15 protein-coding genes are annotated in these 17,951 nt (G+C 62.4%); 8 read left to right on the forward strand and 7 right to left on the reverse strand.

Going from position 1 to position 17,951, the window contains the following annotated elements; all coding sequences use genetic code 11:
- Positions 1-194: 194 nt before the first annotated feature.
- The 7 genes from gyrA to dnaA form a co-directional block, all read right to left on the reverse strand.
- Entirely contained in the window at positions 195-2,870 is a 2,676-nt protein-coding gene (gyrA, locus tag ACKAE7_RS00775) for a DNA gyrase subunit A (RefSeq protein ID WP_188810638.1), read from the reverse strand.
- A gap of 54 nt (positions 2,871-2,924) precedes the next feature.
- Entirely contained in the window at positions 2,925-5,012 is a 2,088-nt protein-coding gene (gene gyrB, locus ACKAE7_RS00780) for a DNA topoisomerase (ATP-hydrolyzing) subunit B (protein WP_408978269.1), read from the reverse strand.
- Between the two features lie 380 nt (positions 5,013-5,392).
- The gene (locus ACKAE7_RS00785) at positions 5,393-5,953 is read right to left on the reverse strand and encodes a DUF721 domain-containing protein (protein WP_104186669.1); all 561 of its coding nucleotides are present in this window, start codon (positions 5,951-5,953) and stop codon (positions 5,393-5,395) included.
- A complete protein-coding gene (recF, locus tag ACKAE7_RS00790) occupies positions 5,937-7,148 on the reverse strand; it encodes a DNA replication/repair protein RecF (RefSeq protein WP_408978270.1) in 1,212 nt (403 codons plus the stop codon). The genes ACKAE7_RS00785 and recF overlap by 17 nt, the downstream gene beginning before the upstream one ends.
- 46 nt (positions 7,149-7,194) lie before the next feature.
- Positions 7,195-8,079, reverse strand: coding sequence for a phosphogluconate dehydrogenase (NAD(+)-dependent, decarboxylating) (gene gnd / locus ACKAE7_RS00795; RefSeq protein WP_408978271.1), 885 nt, complete (start codon positions 8,077-8,079; stop codon positions 7,195-7,197).
- Positions 8,080-8,182: 103 nt separating this feature from the next.
- A complete protein-coding gene (gene dnaN / locus ACKAE7_RS00800; protein ID WP_174178547.1) occupies positions 8,183-9,307 on the reverse strand; it encodes a DNA polymerase III subunit beta in 1,125 nt (374 codons plus the stop codon).
- Positions 9,308-9,831: 524 nt separating this feature from the next.
- Positions 9,832-11,256 carry a chromosomal replication initiator protein DnaA gene (gene dnaA, locus ACKAE7_RS00805; RefSeq protein ID WP_104186677.1) on the reverse strand — a complete coding sequence of 475 codons (1,425 nt, stop codon included), beginning with the start codon at positions 11,254-11,256 and terminating at the stop codon, positions 9,832-9,834.
- Positions 11,257-11,723: 467 nt separating this feature from the next.
- Between dnaA and rpmH the strand changes: the two genes are divergently transcribed.
- From rpmH to ACKAE7_RS00845, 8 genes are all read left to right on the forward strand, one after another.
- The gene (gene rpmH / locus ACKAE7_RS00810) at positions 11,724-11,861 is read left to right on the forward strand and encodes a 50S ribosomal protein L34 (RefSeq protein ID WP_003800212.1); all 138 of its coding nucleotides are present in this window, start codon (positions 11,724-11,726) and stop codon (positions 11,859-11,861) included.
- A gap of 39 nt (positions 11,862-11,900) precedes the next feature.
- Positions 11,901-12,311, forward strand: a complete 411-nt coding sequence (gene rnpA, locus ACKAE7_RS00815; RefSeq protein WP_174178543.1) for a ribonuclease P protein component — start codon at positions 11,901-11,903, stop codon at positions 12,309-12,311.
- Positions 12,304-12,699: a membrane protein insertion efficiency factor YidD gene (gene yidD, locus ACKAE7_RS00820; RefSeq protein ID WP_408978272.1), complete on the forward strand. Its 396-nt coding sequence runs from the start codon at positions 12,304-12,306 to the stop codon at positions 12,697-12,699. Before rnpA ends, yidD begins: the two co-directional genes overlap by 8 nt.
- A gap of 15 nt (positions 12,700-12,714) precedes the next feature.
- Positions 12,715-13,689 (forward strand): membrane protein insertase YidC, encoded by a 975-nt coding sequence (gene yidC / locus ACKAE7_RS00825; RefSeq protein ID WP_104186681.1) that lies wholly within the window; start codon positions 12,715-12,717, stop codon positions 13,687-13,689.
- Positions 13,689-14,255 (forward strand): R3H domain-containing nucleic acid-binding protein, encoded by a 567-nt coding sequence (locus ACKAE7_RS00830; protein WP_066272692.1) that lies wholly within the window; start codon positions 13,689-13,691, stop codon positions 14,253-14,255. The genes yidC and ACKAE7_RS00830 overlap by 1 nt, the downstream gene beginning before the upstream one ends.
- A 21-nt stretch (positions 14,256-14,276) precedes the next feature.
- Complete coding sequence (rsmG, locus tag ACKAE7_RS00835) at positions 14,277-14,927, forward strand: 16S rRNA (guanine(527)-N(7))-methyltransferase RsmG (RefSeq protein WP_174178524.1); 651 nt, start codon at positions 14,277-14,279, stop codon at positions 14,925-14,927.
- An 89-nt stretch (positions 14,928-15,016) separates the two neighbouring features.
- Positions 15,017-16,084: a ParA family protein gene (locus ACKAE7_RS00840; RefSeq protein ID WP_308422227.1), complete on the forward strand. Its 1,068-nt coding sequence runs from the start codon at positions 15,017-15,019 to the stop codon at positions 16,082-16,084.
- 63 nt (positions 16,085-16,147) lie between these two features.
- Positions 16,148-17,428, forward strand: coding sequence for a ParB/RepB/Spo0J family partition protein (locus ACKAE7_RS00845; RefSeq protein WP_408978273.1), 1,281 nt, complete (start codon positions 16,148-16,150; stop codon positions 17,426-17,428).
- The last annotated feature ends 523 nt before the right edge of the window (positions 17,429-17,951 follow it).

Below are 17,951 nucleotides of genomic sequence, written 5' to 3' on the forward strand. Positions count from 1 at the left end.
GTCATTCTGGCCCTGCGCCGGGCGGTCACCCTGTGCAGGACGCTGGCCGGGAACGGAGGGGCGTTGCCCGGGGGCGGCGGCGGGGGCGGCCGGGCGCTGCTGCGGACGGACGGGAGCGTTTACCCGTGGTGCGGCTGAGGGCCGGTTTCCGTCGGGAGCGGTGCTGTTCGACTTGGGAAATGAGTCGGGATTACTCACTCGTTACCTTCCGTGTAGTCTTCGTTCGGCTCAGCGTCGCCCGAGGCGTCCTCTGACTCAACGGCCGGTGATTCTTCTGCCACTGCTGGGCTGGTGGAATCCTCGGGGGATCCGCCATCTTCAGCCAACGTTACGTCATCCTCCGGCGATTCCTCGCCCTCAAGACCGCGTTCGCTGTTGCGTGCCACCTCGATAATCCGGTCATTTTTGTCCGGCTTGGCAAAGATGACGCCCATGGTGTCGCGTCCCTTGGCAGGGACTCCGGCAACCGAGGAGCGGACCACCTTGCCGCCCTCCATGACCACCAGCACCTCGTCCTCTTCCTGGACAATCAGCGCACCCACCAGGTCACCGCGTTCTTCCGCGAGCTTGGCTACCTTGATCCCCAGACCGCCACGGCCCTGAAGCCGGTATTCCTCAACAGCTGTCCGTTTGGCGTAGCCGCCCTCGGTGACGATAAAGACGTATGAACCGTCGGTCACCACGTTGGCGGCCAGCAGCTCATCCTCTTCGCGGAATTTCATGCCGGTGACGCCGGAGGTGGCCCGGCCCATGGGGCGGAGCGCATCCTCGGTTGCAGTGAAGCGGATGGACTGGCCCTTGCGGGACACCAGCAGCAGGTCGTCGGTCTCGGATACCAGCTGTGCGGACACCAGCTCGTCCCCGTCGCGGAGGTTGATGGCAATGACGCCGGCGGAGCGGTTGGTGTCGTAGTCCTCCAGCCGGGTTTTCTTGACCAGCCCGCGCTTGGTTGCCAGCACCAGGTAGGGGGCCTGCTGGTAGTCCTTCAGGTCCAGGACCTGGGCGATGTGCTCGTCCGGCTGGAATGCCATCAGGTTGGCCACGTGCTGGCCCTTGGCGTCCCGTCCGGCCTCCATCAGTTCGTAGGCCTTGGCACGGTAAACGCGGCCCAGGTTCGTGAAGAAGAGGAGCCAGTGGTGGGTTGTGGTGACGAAGAAGTGCTCCACCACGTCGTCACCGCGGAGCTGGGCACCCTTGATGCCCTTGCCGCCGCGCTGCTGGGAACGGTAGTTGTCGCTGCGGGTGCGCTTGACGTAGCCGCCCCGGGTAATGGTGACCACCATTTCCTCTTCGGGAATGAGGTCCTCCATGGACATGTCGCCGTCATAACCCATGAGGATCTTGGTGCGGCGGTCATCCCCGTGCTTGTCCACGATTTCGCCCAGCTCGGTGCTGATAATTTCCCGCTGGCGCTGTTCGGAGCCGAGGATCTGGTTGTACTCGGCGATCAGGGCTTCGAGTTCGGCGTGCCGGTCCTGGATCTTTTGGCGTTCAAGGGCGGCAAGGCGGCGCAGCTGCATGTCCAGGATGGCCCTGGCCTGCAGTTCGTCGATGTCCAGCAGTTCCATCAGACCGTCACGGGCCGCTTCGGTGGTGTTGGAGGCACGGATCAGAGCGATCACTTCGTCCAGCATGTCCAGTGCCTTCAGGAGTGCCCGCAGGATGTGGGCTTCCTCCTCGGCCTTGCGCAGCCGGTACCGGGTACGGCGGGCGATGACGTCCATCTGGTGGGTTACCCAGTGGCGGATGAAGGCGTCCAGGCTCAGCGTCCGGGGAACGCCGTCCACGATGGCAAGCATGTTGGCGGAGAAGTTGCTCTGCAGTTCGGTGTGCTTGTAGAGGTTGTTCAGCACCACCTTGGGCACGGCGTCGCGCTTGAGGACGATGACCAGCCGCTGTCCGGTGCGGCCGGAGGTCTCGTCCCGGAGGTCGGCGATGCCCTGGATCTTGCCGTCCTTGACGAGTTCGGCGATCTTGATGGCCAGGTTGTCCGGGTTGGCCTGGTACGGAAGCTCGGTGACCACCAGGCAGGTGCGGCCCTGGAGCTCCTCGACGTTTACCACGGCACGCATGGTGACCGAACCGCGGCCGGTCCGGTAGGCATCCTCGATGCCCTTGTGGCCCAGGATGGTGGCGCCGGTGGGGAAATCGGGGCCCTTGACGCGCAGCAGGAGTTCTTCCAGCAGTTCCTCGCGGCTGGCAGTGGGATTGGCCAGGTACCACTGCACGCCGTCAGCCACCTCGCGGAGGTTGTGCGGCGGAATGTTGGTGGCCATGCCGACGGCGATACCTGATGAGCCGTTTACCAGCAGGTTGGGGAAACGGGCGGGCAGGATGGTGGGTTCCTGGTTCTTGCCGTCATAGTTGTCCTGGAAATCGACGGTTTCCTCGTCGATGTCACGGACCATTTCCATGGCCAGCGGCGCCATCTTTGTTTCGGTGTACCGCGGTGCGGCAGCGCCGTCATTGCCCGGGGAACCGAAGTTGCCCTGGCCGAGGGCCAGGGGGTACCGCATCGTCCAGTCCTGGATGAGGCGGACCAACGCATCGTAGATCGCGGTGTCGCCGTGGGGGTGGTACTGGCCCATCACCTCGCCCACCACGCGGGCGCACTTGTTGAAGGAACGGTCCGGCCGGTAGCCGCCGTCGAACATCGCATAAAGGACCCTGCGGTGGACTGGCTTCAGTCCGTCGCGGACGTCCGGGAGGGCACGGCCCACGATGACGGCCATCGCATAGTCAAGGTAGGACCGCTGCATTTCAGTCTGCAGGTCCACCTGCTCCACGCGGTCTATCAGCACGTCGCCTTCAAGAACGGTGTCCGGAATGCCGGCTTCGGAGGCCGGGTTCTCGGGTGTTTCGTCGCTCATTTTAATTTCCGTTTCAGGTATATGTCAGTAACCGAATATCTACCGGACCGTGCCCTAGATATCGAGGAACCTGACGTCCTTGGCGTTCTGCTGGATGAAGTTGCGGCGGGACTCGACGTCCTCGCCCATCAGGACCGAGAAGATCTGGTCGGCGGCGAGGGCATCGTCCATCGTCACCTGCAGCAGCGTGCGGTGGTCCGGGTCCATGGTGGTGTCCCACAACTCGGTGTAGTCCATTTCGCCCAGGCCCTTGTAGCGCTGGATGCCGTTGTCCTTGGGAATCCGGCGCCCGGCAGCCTGTCCGGCCACGAGTTTCGCGTCGCGTTCGCGGTCGCTGTATACGTAGTCGTGGGCGGCGTTGGACCACTTGATGCGGTACAGCGGAGGCTGCGCCAGGTAAACGTAGCCGTTCTCGATCAGGGGCCGCATGTAACGGAACAGCAGGGTCATCAGCAGGGTTGTGATGTGCTGGCCGTCTACGTCGGCATCCGCCATCAGGACGATCTTGTGGTACCGAAGCTTGGAGAGGTCGAAGTCCTCGCCGATGCCCGTGCCGAAAGCGGTAATCATGGACTGGACTTCGGCGTTGCCCAGCGCTTTGTCCAGGCGTGCGCGTTCCACGTTCAGGATCTTTCCGCGCAGGGGAAGGATGGCCTGGGTCTCCGGGTTGCGGCCGCGCTTGGCGGAACCGCCGGCGGAGTCGCCCTCCACGATGTATACCTCGCATTTCTCCGGGTTCTTCGAGGAGCAGTCGGAGAGCTTGCCGGGCATGCCGAAGGATTCCAGCGGGCTCTTGCGGCGGGCGTTGTCCCGGGCTTTGCGTGCGGCCATCCGTGCCTGCGCCGCGGAGATCGCCTTCCGGATGACGTCGCGGGCAGGGCCCGGGTTGCGCTCCAGCCAGTCGCCCAGGCCGTCGGTGACCACGCGCTGGACAAAGCCCTTGACCTCGGAGTTGCCGAGCTTGGTTTTGGTCTGGCCTTCGAACTGGGGTTCGGCGAGTTTCACGGAGATGACGGCAGTGAGGCCTTCGCGGATGTCATCGCCGGTCAGGTTGTCGTCCTTTTCCTTGATGATTCCCTTTTCGCGCGCGTAGCGATTGATCAGGGACGTCATCGCGGCCCGGAAGCCCTCTTCGTGGGTGCCGCCCTCATGCGTGTTGATGGTGTTGGCGTAGGTGTGGACGCTTTCGGAGTAGGCGTTGGTCCACTGCATGGCCATTTCCAGGGCAATCTTGCGGTCTTTGTCCTCGGTTTCGAAGGCGATGACGTCCTCGTGGACCACGTCGACCTTCTTGCCCGAGTTCAGGTGCTTGACATAGTCCAGCAGGCCGTCGTCGTACTGGTACACCACGGTGCGGTGCTCTGCGCTGACCTCACCCTCGGTGACGACGGCGTCCAGGTCCAGGTCGGTGTCGCCGTCCGTTTCAGCGGATGCGCGCTCGTCCGTGAGCGTGATGCGGAGGCCCTTGTTAAGGAAGGCCATCTGCTGGAAGCGGGCGCGGAGCGTCTCGAAGTCGAACTCGGTCACTTCAAAGATCGCCGGATCCGGGTAGAACGTCTGGGTGGTGCCGGTGCGGTCCGTCTCTTCGCCCTTGACCAGGCTGCCCTGGGGCTTGCCTCCGTCCGCGAAGGACATGCGCCAGACGTGGCCCTGGCGCCGGACTTCTGTATCCACGCGGCTTGACAGGGCATTCACGACGGAGATTCCCACGCCGTGGAGCCCGCCCGAGACGGCGTATCCGCCGCCGCCGAACTTTCCGCCGGCGTGCAGGATGGTCATGACCACTTCAACCGTGGGCTTGTGTTCCGTGGGGTGCATGTCCACCGGGATGCCGCGGCCGTCGTCCACGACCTTCACGCCGCCGTCGGCCTGAAGGACAACCTCAATGTGCGTGCAGTAGCCGGCCAGTGCCTCGTCCACGGAGTTGTCCACAACTTCATAGACCAGGTGGTGGAGTCCGCGGGGCCCTGTGGAGCCGATGTACATGCCCGGACGTTTCCGGACGGCTTCCAGGCCTTCAAGGACAGTGATGTCGCTGGCGCCATATTCACGCTGCGTCCCTGGTGCGGCCGGGGTGTCAGGCGTACGGGCATCCTCGACTGCGGGTTCAGCTGCCAGAATATCTGTATTGTCGTTAGCCACAGGCGCTGTCGACTCCTCTGTTCTCGATGATGGCCGGCCGAATCCTCCCCGGTTACTGCAGGGAAGTCATCCGCCAACAGGCACAAACTTGTAGCGCCGATGTATGGCTGAGGGTGGATCCGCACTCCGCGGGCTTCAAGCGCGCGGAAAACGGACCCAGTCAACGTTCATCCGCGCCCAGTTATCTACAACGATTCTACCGTGCAGGCGGCCAATTCCCCGCATTCCAGGGCCTCCCAGGGGCGGTGGTGTGCCTGCGGGAGGCCGTTGGTCGCGCCTTGGGCGCACTGGCAGGACGGCCTCCGGGTGCCTATACACCCTCCCGCCCTTTCAGGGCTCTACACGCCGTTACGTCGATTTTCAAGAGTGGGCTGCCGGCACTACCCGTAGGTGTCGCGGGGACCCCGCCCGTTCACGGACCTGCCGCCCTTGCGCCAGCTCGGTGCAGAAGGGCCCAAAACCTGGATGCTCGTGACCACTCCGTCCCCCAGCTCCACCCGGAACTTCTCCAGCAGGCTGGTGCTGAGGAGCCGGAGCTGGGTGGCCCAGGCGGTCGAGTCGCAACGGACGTGGAGGGTGGTGTCGGTAAAGCTCTCGGGAGTGCAGTGGGCCGAAATTTCAGGGCCAACCAAGGTGGCCCATTCGGCCATCACGGATCCGACCGCCACCGGAGACGTCCAGCCGCGCTCCGCCACCAGTCGTCCCACTACCTTGCCCAGGCCGAGGGGATCGCGGCCGCTGGCGTGGAACTGGCTGAAGCCGCGGGTGTCACGGATGCCTTTTTTGGCTTTGGCGGTGCCCGGGCGGGAAGCGGTCCTGCGGATTTCGCCCCGGGCTGCGGCGGCCTCCCGCATCCTGTTCAGGGCAACCTGGGGCGCATCGATGTTGTCGGGGTCGCGGCCGGGCTGAAGCCCGCCGCCCTTTTCACTGTCCCTGCTCATCAATACCTCCCGGGATGACTTTCACCCGCCGTCCGGAGAGCTCTTCCGGGATGTCGGCGTCGACGGCGGCGGTCACCAGGACCTGTTCCGCGCCGGAGACTATTGCGGCCAGTTTACGCCGCCGCTGGACGTCCAGCTCGGCAAAAACGTCGTCCAGGATGAGGATGGGAGCCGAGCCCCCTGTCCGAGTGTCGTCCAGCATCACGTAGTAGGAGGCGAGCCGAAGGGACAGGCACATGGACCAGGTTTCGCCGTGGGATGCATAGCCCTTGGCCGGTGCCTGGCCCAGGATGAGTTCCAGTTCGTCACGGTGCGGGCCCACCAGCGAGATGCCCCGCTCTATCTCCTTGCGCCGGGAGTCCGCGAAGGCCTTGATGTACCTGTCCGCGAGCTCTTCCATAGAGAACTGCCGCAGGTCTTCCACGTCCGGCGAAGCACCCCCGCCAGCGGTGCCGGCTGCACGCATCAGCGGGGCACCGTCGTCGTCCATCTGGTTTTGGAGGCTGGAACGGTAGACGGCGTCGGCGGGTTTGGATGCGTCGGTCAGCTCCGCATAGGCACGGCCCAGGTGCGGCCGCAGCCGTTCCACCAGTTCAAGCCGCGCGTGCAGAAGTTCGGCCCCGGCTTTCGCCATGTGTTGGTCCCACACGTCCAGGGTCGCCTCATGGGCCGGCGTGAACTTTCCGGCGCGGGCTGATTTGAGCAGCGCATTGCGTTGTTTCAGGACACGGTCGTAGTCGCTGCGGGTGGCGGCGTGGTGCGGAACGAGGCTGGCCAGCAGTTCATCGAGGAACCGGCGTCGGTTGGAAGGATCGCCCTTCACCAGGGCCAGGTCTTCCGGTGCGAAAAGTACTGTCTGGCAGATCCCCAGGAGATCGCGTGCCCGCACCGGATTGCTGCGGTTGATGCGTCCGCGGTTTGCCCGCCCCGCATTGATTTCCAGTTCCAGGACCGTGATCTGTTCCCCGCGGACCAGCCTGGCCCGGACCAGCGCACGTTCCGTTCCGAACCGGAGCAGGGGCGCATCCGAGCTGACGCGGTGTGAGCTCAGTGTGGCCAGGTAGCCGATGGCTTCCATCAGGTTGGTTTTGCCGATGCCGTTGTATCCCACAAGGACAGTGACACCCGGCCCCAGGGCAAGGTCCACCTGGGCATAACTGCGGAAGTCAGTCAGGGAGAGGTGTTCTAGGTACACGCGGTTTTTCGGCAATTCCGGGAACCTCGCGGTTCCCTGCTGGGTATTACTTGGCGGGACGGGTGGCGTGGCCGCCGAACTGGTGCCGCAGCGCAGACACCATCTTCATGGCCGGGGAGCTGTCCTCGCGGGACTCGAACCGGGCGAAAAGCGCCGCAGTGATGGCCGGCGCCGGAATCGCATTGGCAATGGCTTCTTCCACGGTCCACCTGCCCTCACCGGAATCCTCGACGTAGTCATCGATGTTTTGCAGGCCCGGATCCTCATCGAGGGCTTTGACCAGCAGGTCCAGCAGCCAGGACCGGACCACGGTGCCCTTTTGCCAGGCGCGGAACGTCCCGGGCAGGTCGCTGATGATGTCCTTGGAAGCCAGCAGCTGGTAGCCCTCGGCATATGCCTGCATCAGGCCGTATTCGATTCCGTTGTGGACCATCTTGGCGTAGTGGCCTGCACCGATCCCGCCCACGTGGACAAAGCTGTCCGCCCGGTCCCCCTCAGGACGCAGGGCGTCGAAGACAGGAAGCGCGCGCTCAATATCGGCCGCGTCGCCGCCGGCCATGAGGCCGTAGCCGTTCTGCAGTCCCCAGACTCCGCCGGAGACTCCGCAGTCCGCGAAGTGGATCCCCTTGGCGGCAAGGAGTTCGCCGTGTTTCTGGTCCTCGGTGAACCGGGAATTGCCGCCGTCGATCACCAGGTCACCCTCGTTGAGCTTTTCGCCCAGCTCCTTGATGACGGCGTCGGTGATGTCGCCGGCAGGGACCATGACCCAGATGAGCCGCGGCGTGGGAACTGCAGCCAGGAGCTCTTCGATGGAGGCGGCGTCCGTCACGTCCGGGTTGCGGTCGTATCCGGTGACCTCAACACCGCCATTGCGCAGCCGTTCGCGCATGTTGAACCCCATTTTGCCAAGGCCGATCAGTCCAATGTGCATGGTGGAACTCATTTCTGCGCGAGGGGTCGGGTGTCATCGGGGGATGCCCAACTAGGTAGCAGTAAGTGTCGTTTTGGGCGCCCAAAACGACACTTGGCGCTACTCAGTTGGGGAGGCGGACGGGCATCACCAGGTAGCGGTAGTCGTCCTGGTCTTCGCCATCGGCGTCTGCCTGGGCTGTGATCATGGCGGGCTTGGGTGCCGTGGTGAAGGAGAAACGGACAAATTTGGTTTCAATCACGCTCAGCCCCTCCACCAGGTAGTGGGGGTTGAAGGCCACGGTGATGTCCTCACCGGAAAGCTGCGCTTCCAGTTCCTCGGACGCCTGGGCGTCCTCTCCGGTACCGGCGTCCAGGTTTAGCTGGCCCTGCGTGAAGGCCAGGCGCACCGGGGTGTTGCGTTCCGCCACGAGGGAGACGCGCCGCACTGCCTCTACGAGTTCTTGGGTCTGCACGGTGGCGTGGATGGGGGTGGAGTCCGGGAACAGCGAGCGGATCTTGGGGTAGTCGCCGTCAACCAGCAGCGAGGTGGTGGTGCGTCCGCCGCTTTCGAAGCCAATCAGCCGGCTCTCGTCATCGGCGAGGGCGAGGTGAATGTCGCCGCTGTTGCCAAGGGTTTTGGCCACTTCGTTCAGGGTCTTGGCCTTGACCAGCGCGCTGGTTGAAATGCCGGGCGTGACCGGCTTCCACGGCACCTCGCGCATGGCCAGCCGGTAGCGGTCGGTGGCGAGGAGCGTAATGAGGTCGTCCTCGATCTCCATCCGCACGCCGGTGAGGATGGGCAGGGTGTCATCCTTGCTGGCGGCGATGATCACCTGGGACACCGCCTGGGCAAAGGAGTCGCCGGGAACGGTACCGCTGATGGGCGGAAGCGCGGGAAGCGGCGGGTACTCGGCTTCCGGCATGGTGGCCAGGTGGAAGCTGCTGCGGCGGCAGGTCAGGGTGACTTTGTTGCCGTCTGTTTCGACGTCGACCGGAGCGGATGGCAGGCTGCGGCAGATGTCTGCCAGGAGCCGGCCGGAAACCAGGATGGTGCCCTCGTCCCTGATGTCCGCTGCGATTTCCAGGCGGGCAGAGGTCTCGTAGTCGAAGCTCGAGAGGCTGACGGTGCCGGCTTCGGCTTTCAACAGCAACCCGGACAGGACCGGTACGGGCGGCCGCGGAGACAACGAGCGGGCTGTCCAGGTGACGGCTTCTGCCAGGACGTCCCGATCGACTCTGAACTTCACGGAAGGGTGCCGCCTTTCATTGCTGCTGCGTTGATGTTCCTGAAACGTCCCGCCGGGAGTTCCGAAGAGTTGTTGCCCCGCTCGTGTTCCTGCATGGTCCGTGCTGCCGGAACCACACGAAAACCCGAGGATGGGAGCGCTGCTGACAGCTTAGCCGGAAGATCCGGGATTAACCCATCCCCCAAGCCAGCCATGCCCCTTCGGGCCTCTCGGCCTGGAGAGGTTCGGGAGGGCGGACCGGTCTTGTTGTTTGAGGGATTTCAATTTCTTGGGATTAGTAGTGTTAATAACTGCTGTGGAAACTGTGGATAACTCCCCCTCGCCGCGAGATCCGGCGGTTAAGGCCTGTTCATGGACTGTGGGCGGCGGAGGTTTTAAACAGGGTGTGGATGGGGACAACATTTTTCGCGATTTTTCGAATCCACAGGCGCCTTAAGGGTTTTAAGCCCATTAACCGCGGTTGTCCCCTTAACTATCCACAGGCTTATCCACATGCACCTGTTAATAAGGTATAGAGACGGCGGCTACGAGTCGCGCTGCTGCTGCTTGATCCGGTTGGTCAGCTCCGTCACCTGGTTGTAGATCACACGGCGCTCGGCCATCAGCTCGCGGATCTTCCTGTCGGCGTGGATCACGGTGGTGTGGTCGCGGCCGCCAAGCTCCTGGCCAATCTTCGGCAGCGACATGTCCGTCAGTTCACGGCAGAGATACATGGCGATCTGGCGTGCAGTCACCAGGGTCCGGGTGCGCGACTTGCTGCACAGCTCTTCCATGCTGAGCTTGAAGTATTCGGCAGTCTGCTGGAGGATCTGGCTGGACGTGATCTCCTGGGCGCCGTCGTCGGTGATGAGGTCCTTGAGGACCATCTCGGCAAGGGCCACGTCAACGGGCTGGCGGTTAAGGCTGGCGAACGCGGTAACGCGGATCAGGGCGCCTTCAAGCTCACGGATATTGCTGGAGATTTTGGATGCGATGTACTCAAGTGCGTCATCCGGCGCGGACAGGCCTTCGCTGAGCGCCTTCTTGCGGAGGATCGCAATCCGGGTTTCAAGTTCCGGCGGCTGGATGTCGGTGAGGAGGCCCCATTCGAAGCGCGACTTCATGCGGTCCTCGAACCCTGCCAGCAGCTTGGGTGGCTGGTCCGAGGTGATCACTACCTGCTTGTTGTTGTTGTGCAGCGAGTTGAACGTGTGGAAGAACTCCTCGAGCGTCCGGTCCTTGCCTGCGAGGAACTGGATGTCGTCGATGAGTAGCACGTCGACGTTGCGGTAAGTGGTCTTGAAGCTTGCGCCTTCATCGTCACGGATGGAGTTGATGAAGTCGTTGGTGAACTCCTCCGAATTCACGTAGCGGACGCGGATGCCACTGTAGAGCCGGCGGGCATAGTGGCCGATTGCGTGCAGGAGGTGCGTTTTTCCGAGTCCGGAGTCGCCGTAGATGAACAGCGGGTTGTACGCCTTGGCGGGTGCTTCAGCCACTGCGACGGCGGCGGCGTGGGCAAAACGGTTGGACGAACCGATGACGAAGGTATCGAAGACGTACTTCGGGTTCAGCCGGCCGAACTCGTGCGACGTGCTGGGAAGCATCGGCTGCGGCTTCTGCTCGATCAGCTGGTCCGCGGAGAAGGACGGCTCGACGACGACGGGTTCAGGTTCCGTGTGGATGGGCACCAAATCGGTATCGACGTCGATGGCGCAGCGGATGTCATCGGAGAAGACGTTGTGCAGAGCATCATCCAGTGCGTCTTTGACTTGGGTCTGGAGCACTTCACGGGTCAGCTCGTTGGGGACGGCCACCAGGAGGGTGGAACCGATCAGGCCCTGGGCCTGCGCGAGGATGACAAAGCCCCGCTGACGTGGTGAAACACGGTGGTCCTGTTCCAGCAGGCTGACAACACGCCGCCAGGAACTTCCGACAGTATTGGCGTGGTTGGCTTCGTCTACTGTCATCAATCGGTTCCCTCAAAACTTGCTTTGCCTGCATTGCCTGCAGCCGCAAGTCATGAACCAGGATGGATTCAGCTTCATCCACAGGGTTATGCACAGTCCGTGGATAATCGGCTACTGGGCCACTCTAGGGGATGAAAAGCCTAGAAGATAGCTGGCAAGTAGCTTGTGGATAATTACACCGGTGTGGTTCGGAAAAGGGGGCTGTGAGCCACTTCATCCACAGGCTCCGGGGGTAGGTTAGGCACAGCTGGGGATAGGGACCACAAGGGGTTCCGGTTTGACTCGGGGGCTTAAATTGCCCTAACGTTGTGAAGTCCTTTGTGTCCGCTTTTTGGCCCCATCTGAATCTCTCAGGCGCAGTGCGTTTGGGCAGCCGGGGGAAGCGTGCATATACAAAACTTAGCGTCGGCCAGTTCTTCCCCATACTGATCGGGTGGGCGCACCTTTGATCCACTGGAGTAACTAACGTGAGCAAGCGGACTTTTCAGCCGAATAACCGCCGTCGAGCCAAGAAGCACGGCTTCCGCCTTCGTATGCGTACCCGTGCCGGCCGTGCCATCCTGGCAGCCCGTCGTGGCAAGGGTCGCACCGAGCTGTCGGCCTAAATACTGACTCGTCGGTAGACATTTCTTTGCGAGTTTAAGGTGCTGGCCACCCGTAACCGTTTGAGGACTGCATCCGATTTTTCAACAACTGTACGTTCCGGTGTCCGCAATGGGCGCCGGAACGTAGTGTTATATACGGCAGCCATTGCTGCTGACGAACCCAGCCGGATCGGGTTCATCGTTTCCAAGAGTGTAGGGAACGCTGTGGTCAGGAACCTCGTTAAGAGGAGACTGAGAGAAGCAGGTGCTGCCTCGCTGCGCGAGCACGGTACCGGGTTTGCCATAGTGGTCCGGGCGCTTCCCGCGTCCGCAACTGCCAGCTGGGACCAGCTGCTGTCGGATTACAATGCCGCATTGGAATCGACGATGGTCCGGCTGGCCGGCCGCCCCGCAAGGGCTGCTGCCAAGGATTCGGCCGGTACAACACAGGAGGGGACACCGCGTGCGTAACGCCACCGCCGTCGTCGTTACTTCTCTCCAACGTGGTGCCGCATCCGTGGGGCTGTTCCTGTGGAACCTGCCCCGGAATATTCTCATTCTTCTTCTCAAGGCCTACCGCAAGGTGATTTCCCCCTTGTACGGCCAGGTGTGCCGGTTCTTCCCCTCCTGCTCGGCCTATGCGCTGGAAGCTGTCACTGTCCATGGCGCCGTCAAGGGAAGCTGGCTCGCTGTCCGGCGCCTTGGCCGCTGCCACCCATGGAACGCCGGCGGTGTGGACCACGTCCCCGCTGGCCACCGGGAATGGCCGGAACACGAGACCCCCACAATTGTTGTGCTGAACAACCCGGACAAGTACCTGGCTGCTCGGACTGATGGAGAAGGCCGCAGTGCGGCCTGACGAATAGGGATAAGTATGGACTTCTTTGAAACAATCATGTTTCCGTTCAAATGGCTTGTGTCCATCATCATGGTGGGATTCCATGAGGGGCTGACTGCCATTGGGCTGCCGGAAGCCTCCGGCTGGACGTGGACGCTGTCCATCATCGGCCTGGTGCTGGTGATCCGTGCCGCCCTGATCCCCGTGTTCGTCAAGCAGATCAAGGCCCAGCGCGGCATGCAGCTCCTGCAGCCCGACCTCAAGAAGCTCCAGGACAAGTACAAGGGCAAGACCGACCAGCTGTCCCGCCAGGCAATGGCGCAGGAACAGATGGCCATGTACAAGAAGCACGGGACCAACCCCTTCTCCGCCTGCCTTCCCATGCTGATCCAGATGCCGTTCTTCTTCGCACTGTTCACAGTGCTGTCCGGCATTTCGACGGCGAGGGACCGCGGCGAGGGCATTGGTGCGATGAGCCACGGCCAGGTGGAACAGTTTGATGACTCCACCATCTTCGGGGCCACGCTTTCCGCGTCCCTTCTGCACGGCGGTGAAGGCAACCTGACCGCCGTCTGGATCCTCTCCATCATCATGATCCTTGCCATGACTGCCTCGCAGTTCATTACGCAGAAGCAGATCATGGCCAAGAACATGTCCGAAGAAGCCATGGCCAGCCCGTTCATGCGCCAGCAGAAGATGATGCTCTACATCCTGCCGATTGTCTTCGGTGTTGGCGGCATCAACTTCCCGATCGGCGTCCTGATCTACTGGACCACCACCAACCTGTGGACCATGGGACAGCAGTTCTTTGTGATCCGCCGCATGCCGACGCCGGGATCCCCCGCCGCAAAGGCCCTCGCCGAGCGCCGGGCTGCCAAGGGCCTTCCGGCCCTCCCTATCCTGGGCGGCAAGAAGGATGAGGCAGCCGACGCCGCTGCTGCCGCCGCGGCCGTGGCCCAGGCCAAGGGCCAGCGTATCCAGCCACAACGCAAGAACAGGAAGAAGAAGTAATGTCTGCCGAAAGCACCGAACACGCCCTGTCCGAGGAGATCATTGACGATCAGGACGCGTCCGAGAACGGGGAGGCTTCCCTGCCCAAGGCCTCCTCAGCCAGCCGCCTGGAGGAAGAGGGAGACGTAGCAGCGGACTACCTCGAGGAGTTGCTGGACATCGCCGACATCGATGGAGACATCGACATTGAGGTCCGCAACGGACGCACCTACATCTCCATCGTGACCGAGGAAGAATCAGACGCCTTGGACAGCCTGGTGGGTGAGGACGGCGAAGTCCTTGAGGCACTCCAGGAACTGACCCGGCTTTCGGTTTTGTCCGCAACCGAGAACCGCTCGCGGCTGGTGCTGGACATCAACGGTTACCGGCAGGAGCGTACCGGCCACCTGCAGAAGGTTGCCGAGGACGCCGCCGCTTCAGTCAAGGAAAGCGGCCAGCCGGTGGCACTCGAGCCGATGAGCGCCTACGAGCGGAAAATCGTCCATGATGCCGTTGCTGACCTGGGACTGGTCAGCGAGTCCGAGGGCGAAGGCGCCGGACGCCACATCGTTGTATCCGCTGAGTAGAGAATGGCTGATCCGCTAACCATGGTTGACATTACGCCAGCTGAGCTTTCGGCCGCGGAGAAGATCTTCGGCGACCGGTTGGACCTGGCTAAACGCTATGTTGAACACCTGGCGACCTCGGGCACGGAGCGCGGCCTCATTGGACCGCGGGAGATCCCCCGCCTGTGGAGCCGGCACGTCCTTAACTGCGCCGTCATTGAGAGTGAGATCCCCGAGGGGAGCCACGTCGCCGATGTCGGCAGCGGTGCAGGCCTGCCCGGGCTGTGCCTGGCGATTGCCCGGCCGGACCTGGAGCTGACCCTCATCGAACCGCTGGAACGCAGGGTGATTTGGCTCCAGGAAGTTGTTGACGACCTGGGCCTGGACAACGTCACAGTCATGCGGACCCGGGCTGAACTGGCCGTGGGCCACGTTGAGGCGGATGTGGTGACGGCCAGGGCCGTTTCGGCCCTCAGTAACCTCGCAGGCCTGACCATTCCGCTTCTTGCCGGCAAGGGCGAAGTAGTGGCCATCAAGGGCCGCAGCGCCGCCGAGGAGATCGAAAAAGCCGCCAAGACCATCCGTAAGCTTGGGGGGGTGGAGACGTCTGTTCTCACCGTTGGTGAGAACCTCCTGGAGGAACCCACCACCGTGGTTCGCATCGTTGTAAACAAGTCCCAAAAGAAGGCCTAGTTCGGGCCCGGTGGCCTAACTCTGGCGGGTCCAGCAGTTAGGCTAGACAACGGCAGCAAATTTGGCTGAACGAGAGTGAGTGTGCCCCAGTGACCAGTAGTGAAGCCTCCACACAACGGATACCCCCGTTTGTGTCTTTGGGGTCAGCACGTTCTGTCGCTGGTCCTATCGCGACCCCCGCCAGAGGCGGGATTCACCCGGAACGGGTTTCGAAGGCCGCCAAGTCAGCAGCCGTTTCACGTGAAACAACTGCTGGCGGTAGATCCAACGTTATTGATGCGATCGACGATTCCAGCCCCATTGCCCGCGAGCTGGCGCATGAAACCAAACGCCGTGAACGCCTGATAGGTCGCCAACTGCCGCGTCCTGAGAACACCCGGATCTTCACGGTCTCCAACCAGAAGGGTGGGGTGGGGAAGACCACCACCACCGTGAACATTGCGGCGGCCCTGGCGGCGGCCGGCCTCAATGTCCTGGTGATCGACATTGACCCGCAGGGCAACGCTTCGACCGCCTTGGGGATCGAACATCACGCGGACGTGGACAGCATCTACGATGTCCTGATCAACGACGTGCCCCTCGCCGATGTGGTGGCACCGTGCCCGGACATCGGAAACCTGATCTGCGCACCCGCAACCATTCACCTGGCAGGCGCGGAAATTGAGTTGGTTTCCCTCGTGGCCCGTGAACAGCGGCTCAGGCGAGCCATCGACGTTTATGCCAAAACCCGAGAGAAGAACGGCGAGCAGCGGCTCGACTACATCTTCATCGATTGCCCGCCAAGCCTTGGACTGCTGACCGTCAATGCTTTCTGCGCAGCCAACGAGGTACTCATCCCCATCCAGTGCGAGTACTACGCACTTGAAGGCCTGAGCCAGCTGCTGAAGAACATCGAGATGATCCAGAAGCACCTGAATGCCGACCTGGTGGTGTCGACGATCCTGTTGACCATGTACGACGGCCGTACCAACCTCGCAGCCCAGGTTGCGGCCGAGGTCCGCCAGCACTTCCCGGATCAGGTCCTCTCTGCTGTGGTTCCGCGCTCTGTGCGTATCTCGGAAGCACCGAGCTACCAGCAGACGGTCATGACGTACGACCCTTCCTCCAGTGGAGCCCTGTCTTATCTGGAAGCCGCTGCTGAAATAGCAGAGCGCTAAAATCTTCAAACTGCAACGACTGGAGCCTGGCAACGCCTGGCTCTACCACTGGAGGGATTACCAATGAGCGAGAAACGACGCGGCCTGGGCCGCGGTCTGGGTGCGCTGATTCCAAGTTCCGCCGCCGCCAACGGGTCGGGTAACGCGACAACCGTCTCGCGTCCGGTAGATCTCTTCTTCCCTGAGGGACGCAAGAAGACGGAGCCTTCAGAGGAGGCCGTCGACACCCAGTCGTCGAAGCCCGTAGAAGAAAAGACTACGGCGGCTGCGTCCCCCAAATCCTCCCCAGTCAAACCTTCTTCAGCCAAGTCTGCTGCAACCAAGGGGCCGCAAGCTGGTACGACGGCACCGAAGGCGAATGCTGCCGCTAAGGCCAAGAAGGAAGTGCCGGCAGTCAGCGTCGACGACGCTGATGAAGCTGGGCAGAAGCAGCAGGGCATGCCGGAGGAGGTTGCCTCGGCAGGCACCACCGGTACGCGCAATGAAACTCCTGCATGGAACGACAACGGCGTTGATCTGGTGGAGGTGCCGGGTGTCCGCTTTGCGGAAATTCCGGTCTCTGACATCCACCCCAACCGCAAACAGCCGCGGTCTGTCTTTGATGAAGACGACATGGCTGAGCTTGTACACTCGGTACGCGAAATCGGTGTCCTCCAGCCAATTGTTGTGCGGAAGTCAACCGAAGAAGGTGGCGAGCCCTTTGAGCTCGTCATGGGTGAGCGCAGATGGAGGGCAGTTCAGGCCGCTGGCCTCGAAACCATCCCTGCAATCGTCCGGGACACCACCGACGACGACCTGCTTCGGGATGCGCTGCTGGAAAACCTGCACCGCAGTCAGCTCAACCCCCTGGAAGAAGCTGCGGCCTACCAGCAGCTCTTGGAAGACTTTGGGACGACGCACGAACAGCTGGCGGACCGCATCGGCCGTTCGCGTCCGCAGGTCTCGAATACCCTGCGGCTCCTTAAGCTGCCTCCGCTGGTGCAGCGCCGTGTAGCGGCCGGCGTTCTGTCCGCGGGCCACGCTCGCGCCCTCCTGGCCCTTCCTGACGCTGCCGCGATGGAGCGCCTGGCTCAGAAGATCGTTGCGGAGGGCATGTCGGTCCGAGCAACGGAAGAGGCTGTGACGCTGTATCAGGATCCGGCGAAGCCGACAAAGAACAACATCCCCCGTCCTGGTGCCCGCCATGAGCGGCTCGACTATTTGGCTTCCTCGCTTTCCGACCGGCTTGATACCAACGTCAAGATCTCCCTTGGTGTCCGTAAGGGAAAAGTGAGCATTGAATTCGCGAGCGTCGAAGACCTCAACCGCATTATGGAGGTCCTGGCTCCCGGCCAGAGCGGCTAACCATCTTTCTGCGAGTAGGGCCCGGTTCACATCGAATCGGGCCCTACTCGTCTCTAGGGCCTTCCTGCTATGACCGAGCACAGCATATACCGGGCTTCATTTAGGGAGTACACGCTATAACGGCACCTTTAGGGCTGATAGAGTTGGCGGCCCACGGAGTTGTCACGAGCGGAACTGAGTGAGGCATGGGCCGTTTGCGAAGCCCGTCACCTTCGTTGACTGCACATCTTGCGCATTACTTAGTCGGAAGCGCGTAGGCCCGAGCAAATGCCAGTCAACCTCAGGCCCGAAACTGAAACCCCACCGTAGAAGCTGTAAGGCTTTCCGCAGGCTTTAGACGGTTACCGGTGGACCCAGACCCGATTGAGCGTGTTCCGCCAGGTGTAGCAATGTTTCACGTGAAACTCGTCGCTGGCCGCCGCAATCGGAGCTTCGCAGTACTGTGCCTATGGCCAACTGGCGCCCTAAGCGGCCAGCGTGGGGGCGAAGAGCCAGGGACGCAGCTGTGGCTGGCAGAAAACGC

This window comes from Pseudarthrobacter sp. NKDBFgelt (genome assembly GCF_046097905.1).
GTDB lineage: Bacteria > Actinomycetota > Actinomycetes > Actinomycetales > Micrococcaceae > Arthrobacter > Arthrobacter polychromogenes.

Bases quoted from the DNA above. Each gene is read 5' to 3' on its own strand.
- gyrA (WP_188810638.1), bottom strand. From the start codon at position 2,870: ATGAGCGACGAAACACCCGAGAACCCGGCCTCCGAAGCCGGCATTCCG.
- ACKAE7_RS00785 (WP_104186669.1), bottom strand. From the start codon at position 5,953: ATGAGCAGGGACAGTGAAAAGGGCGGCGGGCTTCAGCCCGGCCGCGAC.
- gnd (WP_408978271.1), bottom strand. From the start codon at position 8,079: ATGCACATTGGACTGATCGGCCTTGGCAAAATGGGGTTCAACATGCGC.
- dnaA (WP_104186677.1), bottom strand. From the start codon at position 11,256: ATGACAGTAGACGAAGCCAACCACGCCAATACTGTCGGAAGTTCCTGG.
- yidC (WP_104186681.1), top strand. From the start codon at position 12,715: ATGGACTTCTTTGAAACAATCATGTTTCCGTTCAAATGGCTTGTGTCC.
- ACKAE7_RS00830 (WP_066272692.1), top strand. From the start codon at position 13,689: ATGTCTGCCGAAAGCACCGAACACGCCCTGTCCGAGGAGATCATTGAC.
- rsmG (WP_174178524.1), top strand. From the start codon at position 14,277: ATGGTTGACATTACGCCAGCTGAGCTTTCGGCCGCGGAGAAGATCTTC.
- ACKAE7_RS00845 (WP_408978273.1), top strand. From the start codon at position 16,148: ATGAGCGAGAAACGACGCGGCCTGGGCCGCGGTCTGGGTGCGCTGATT.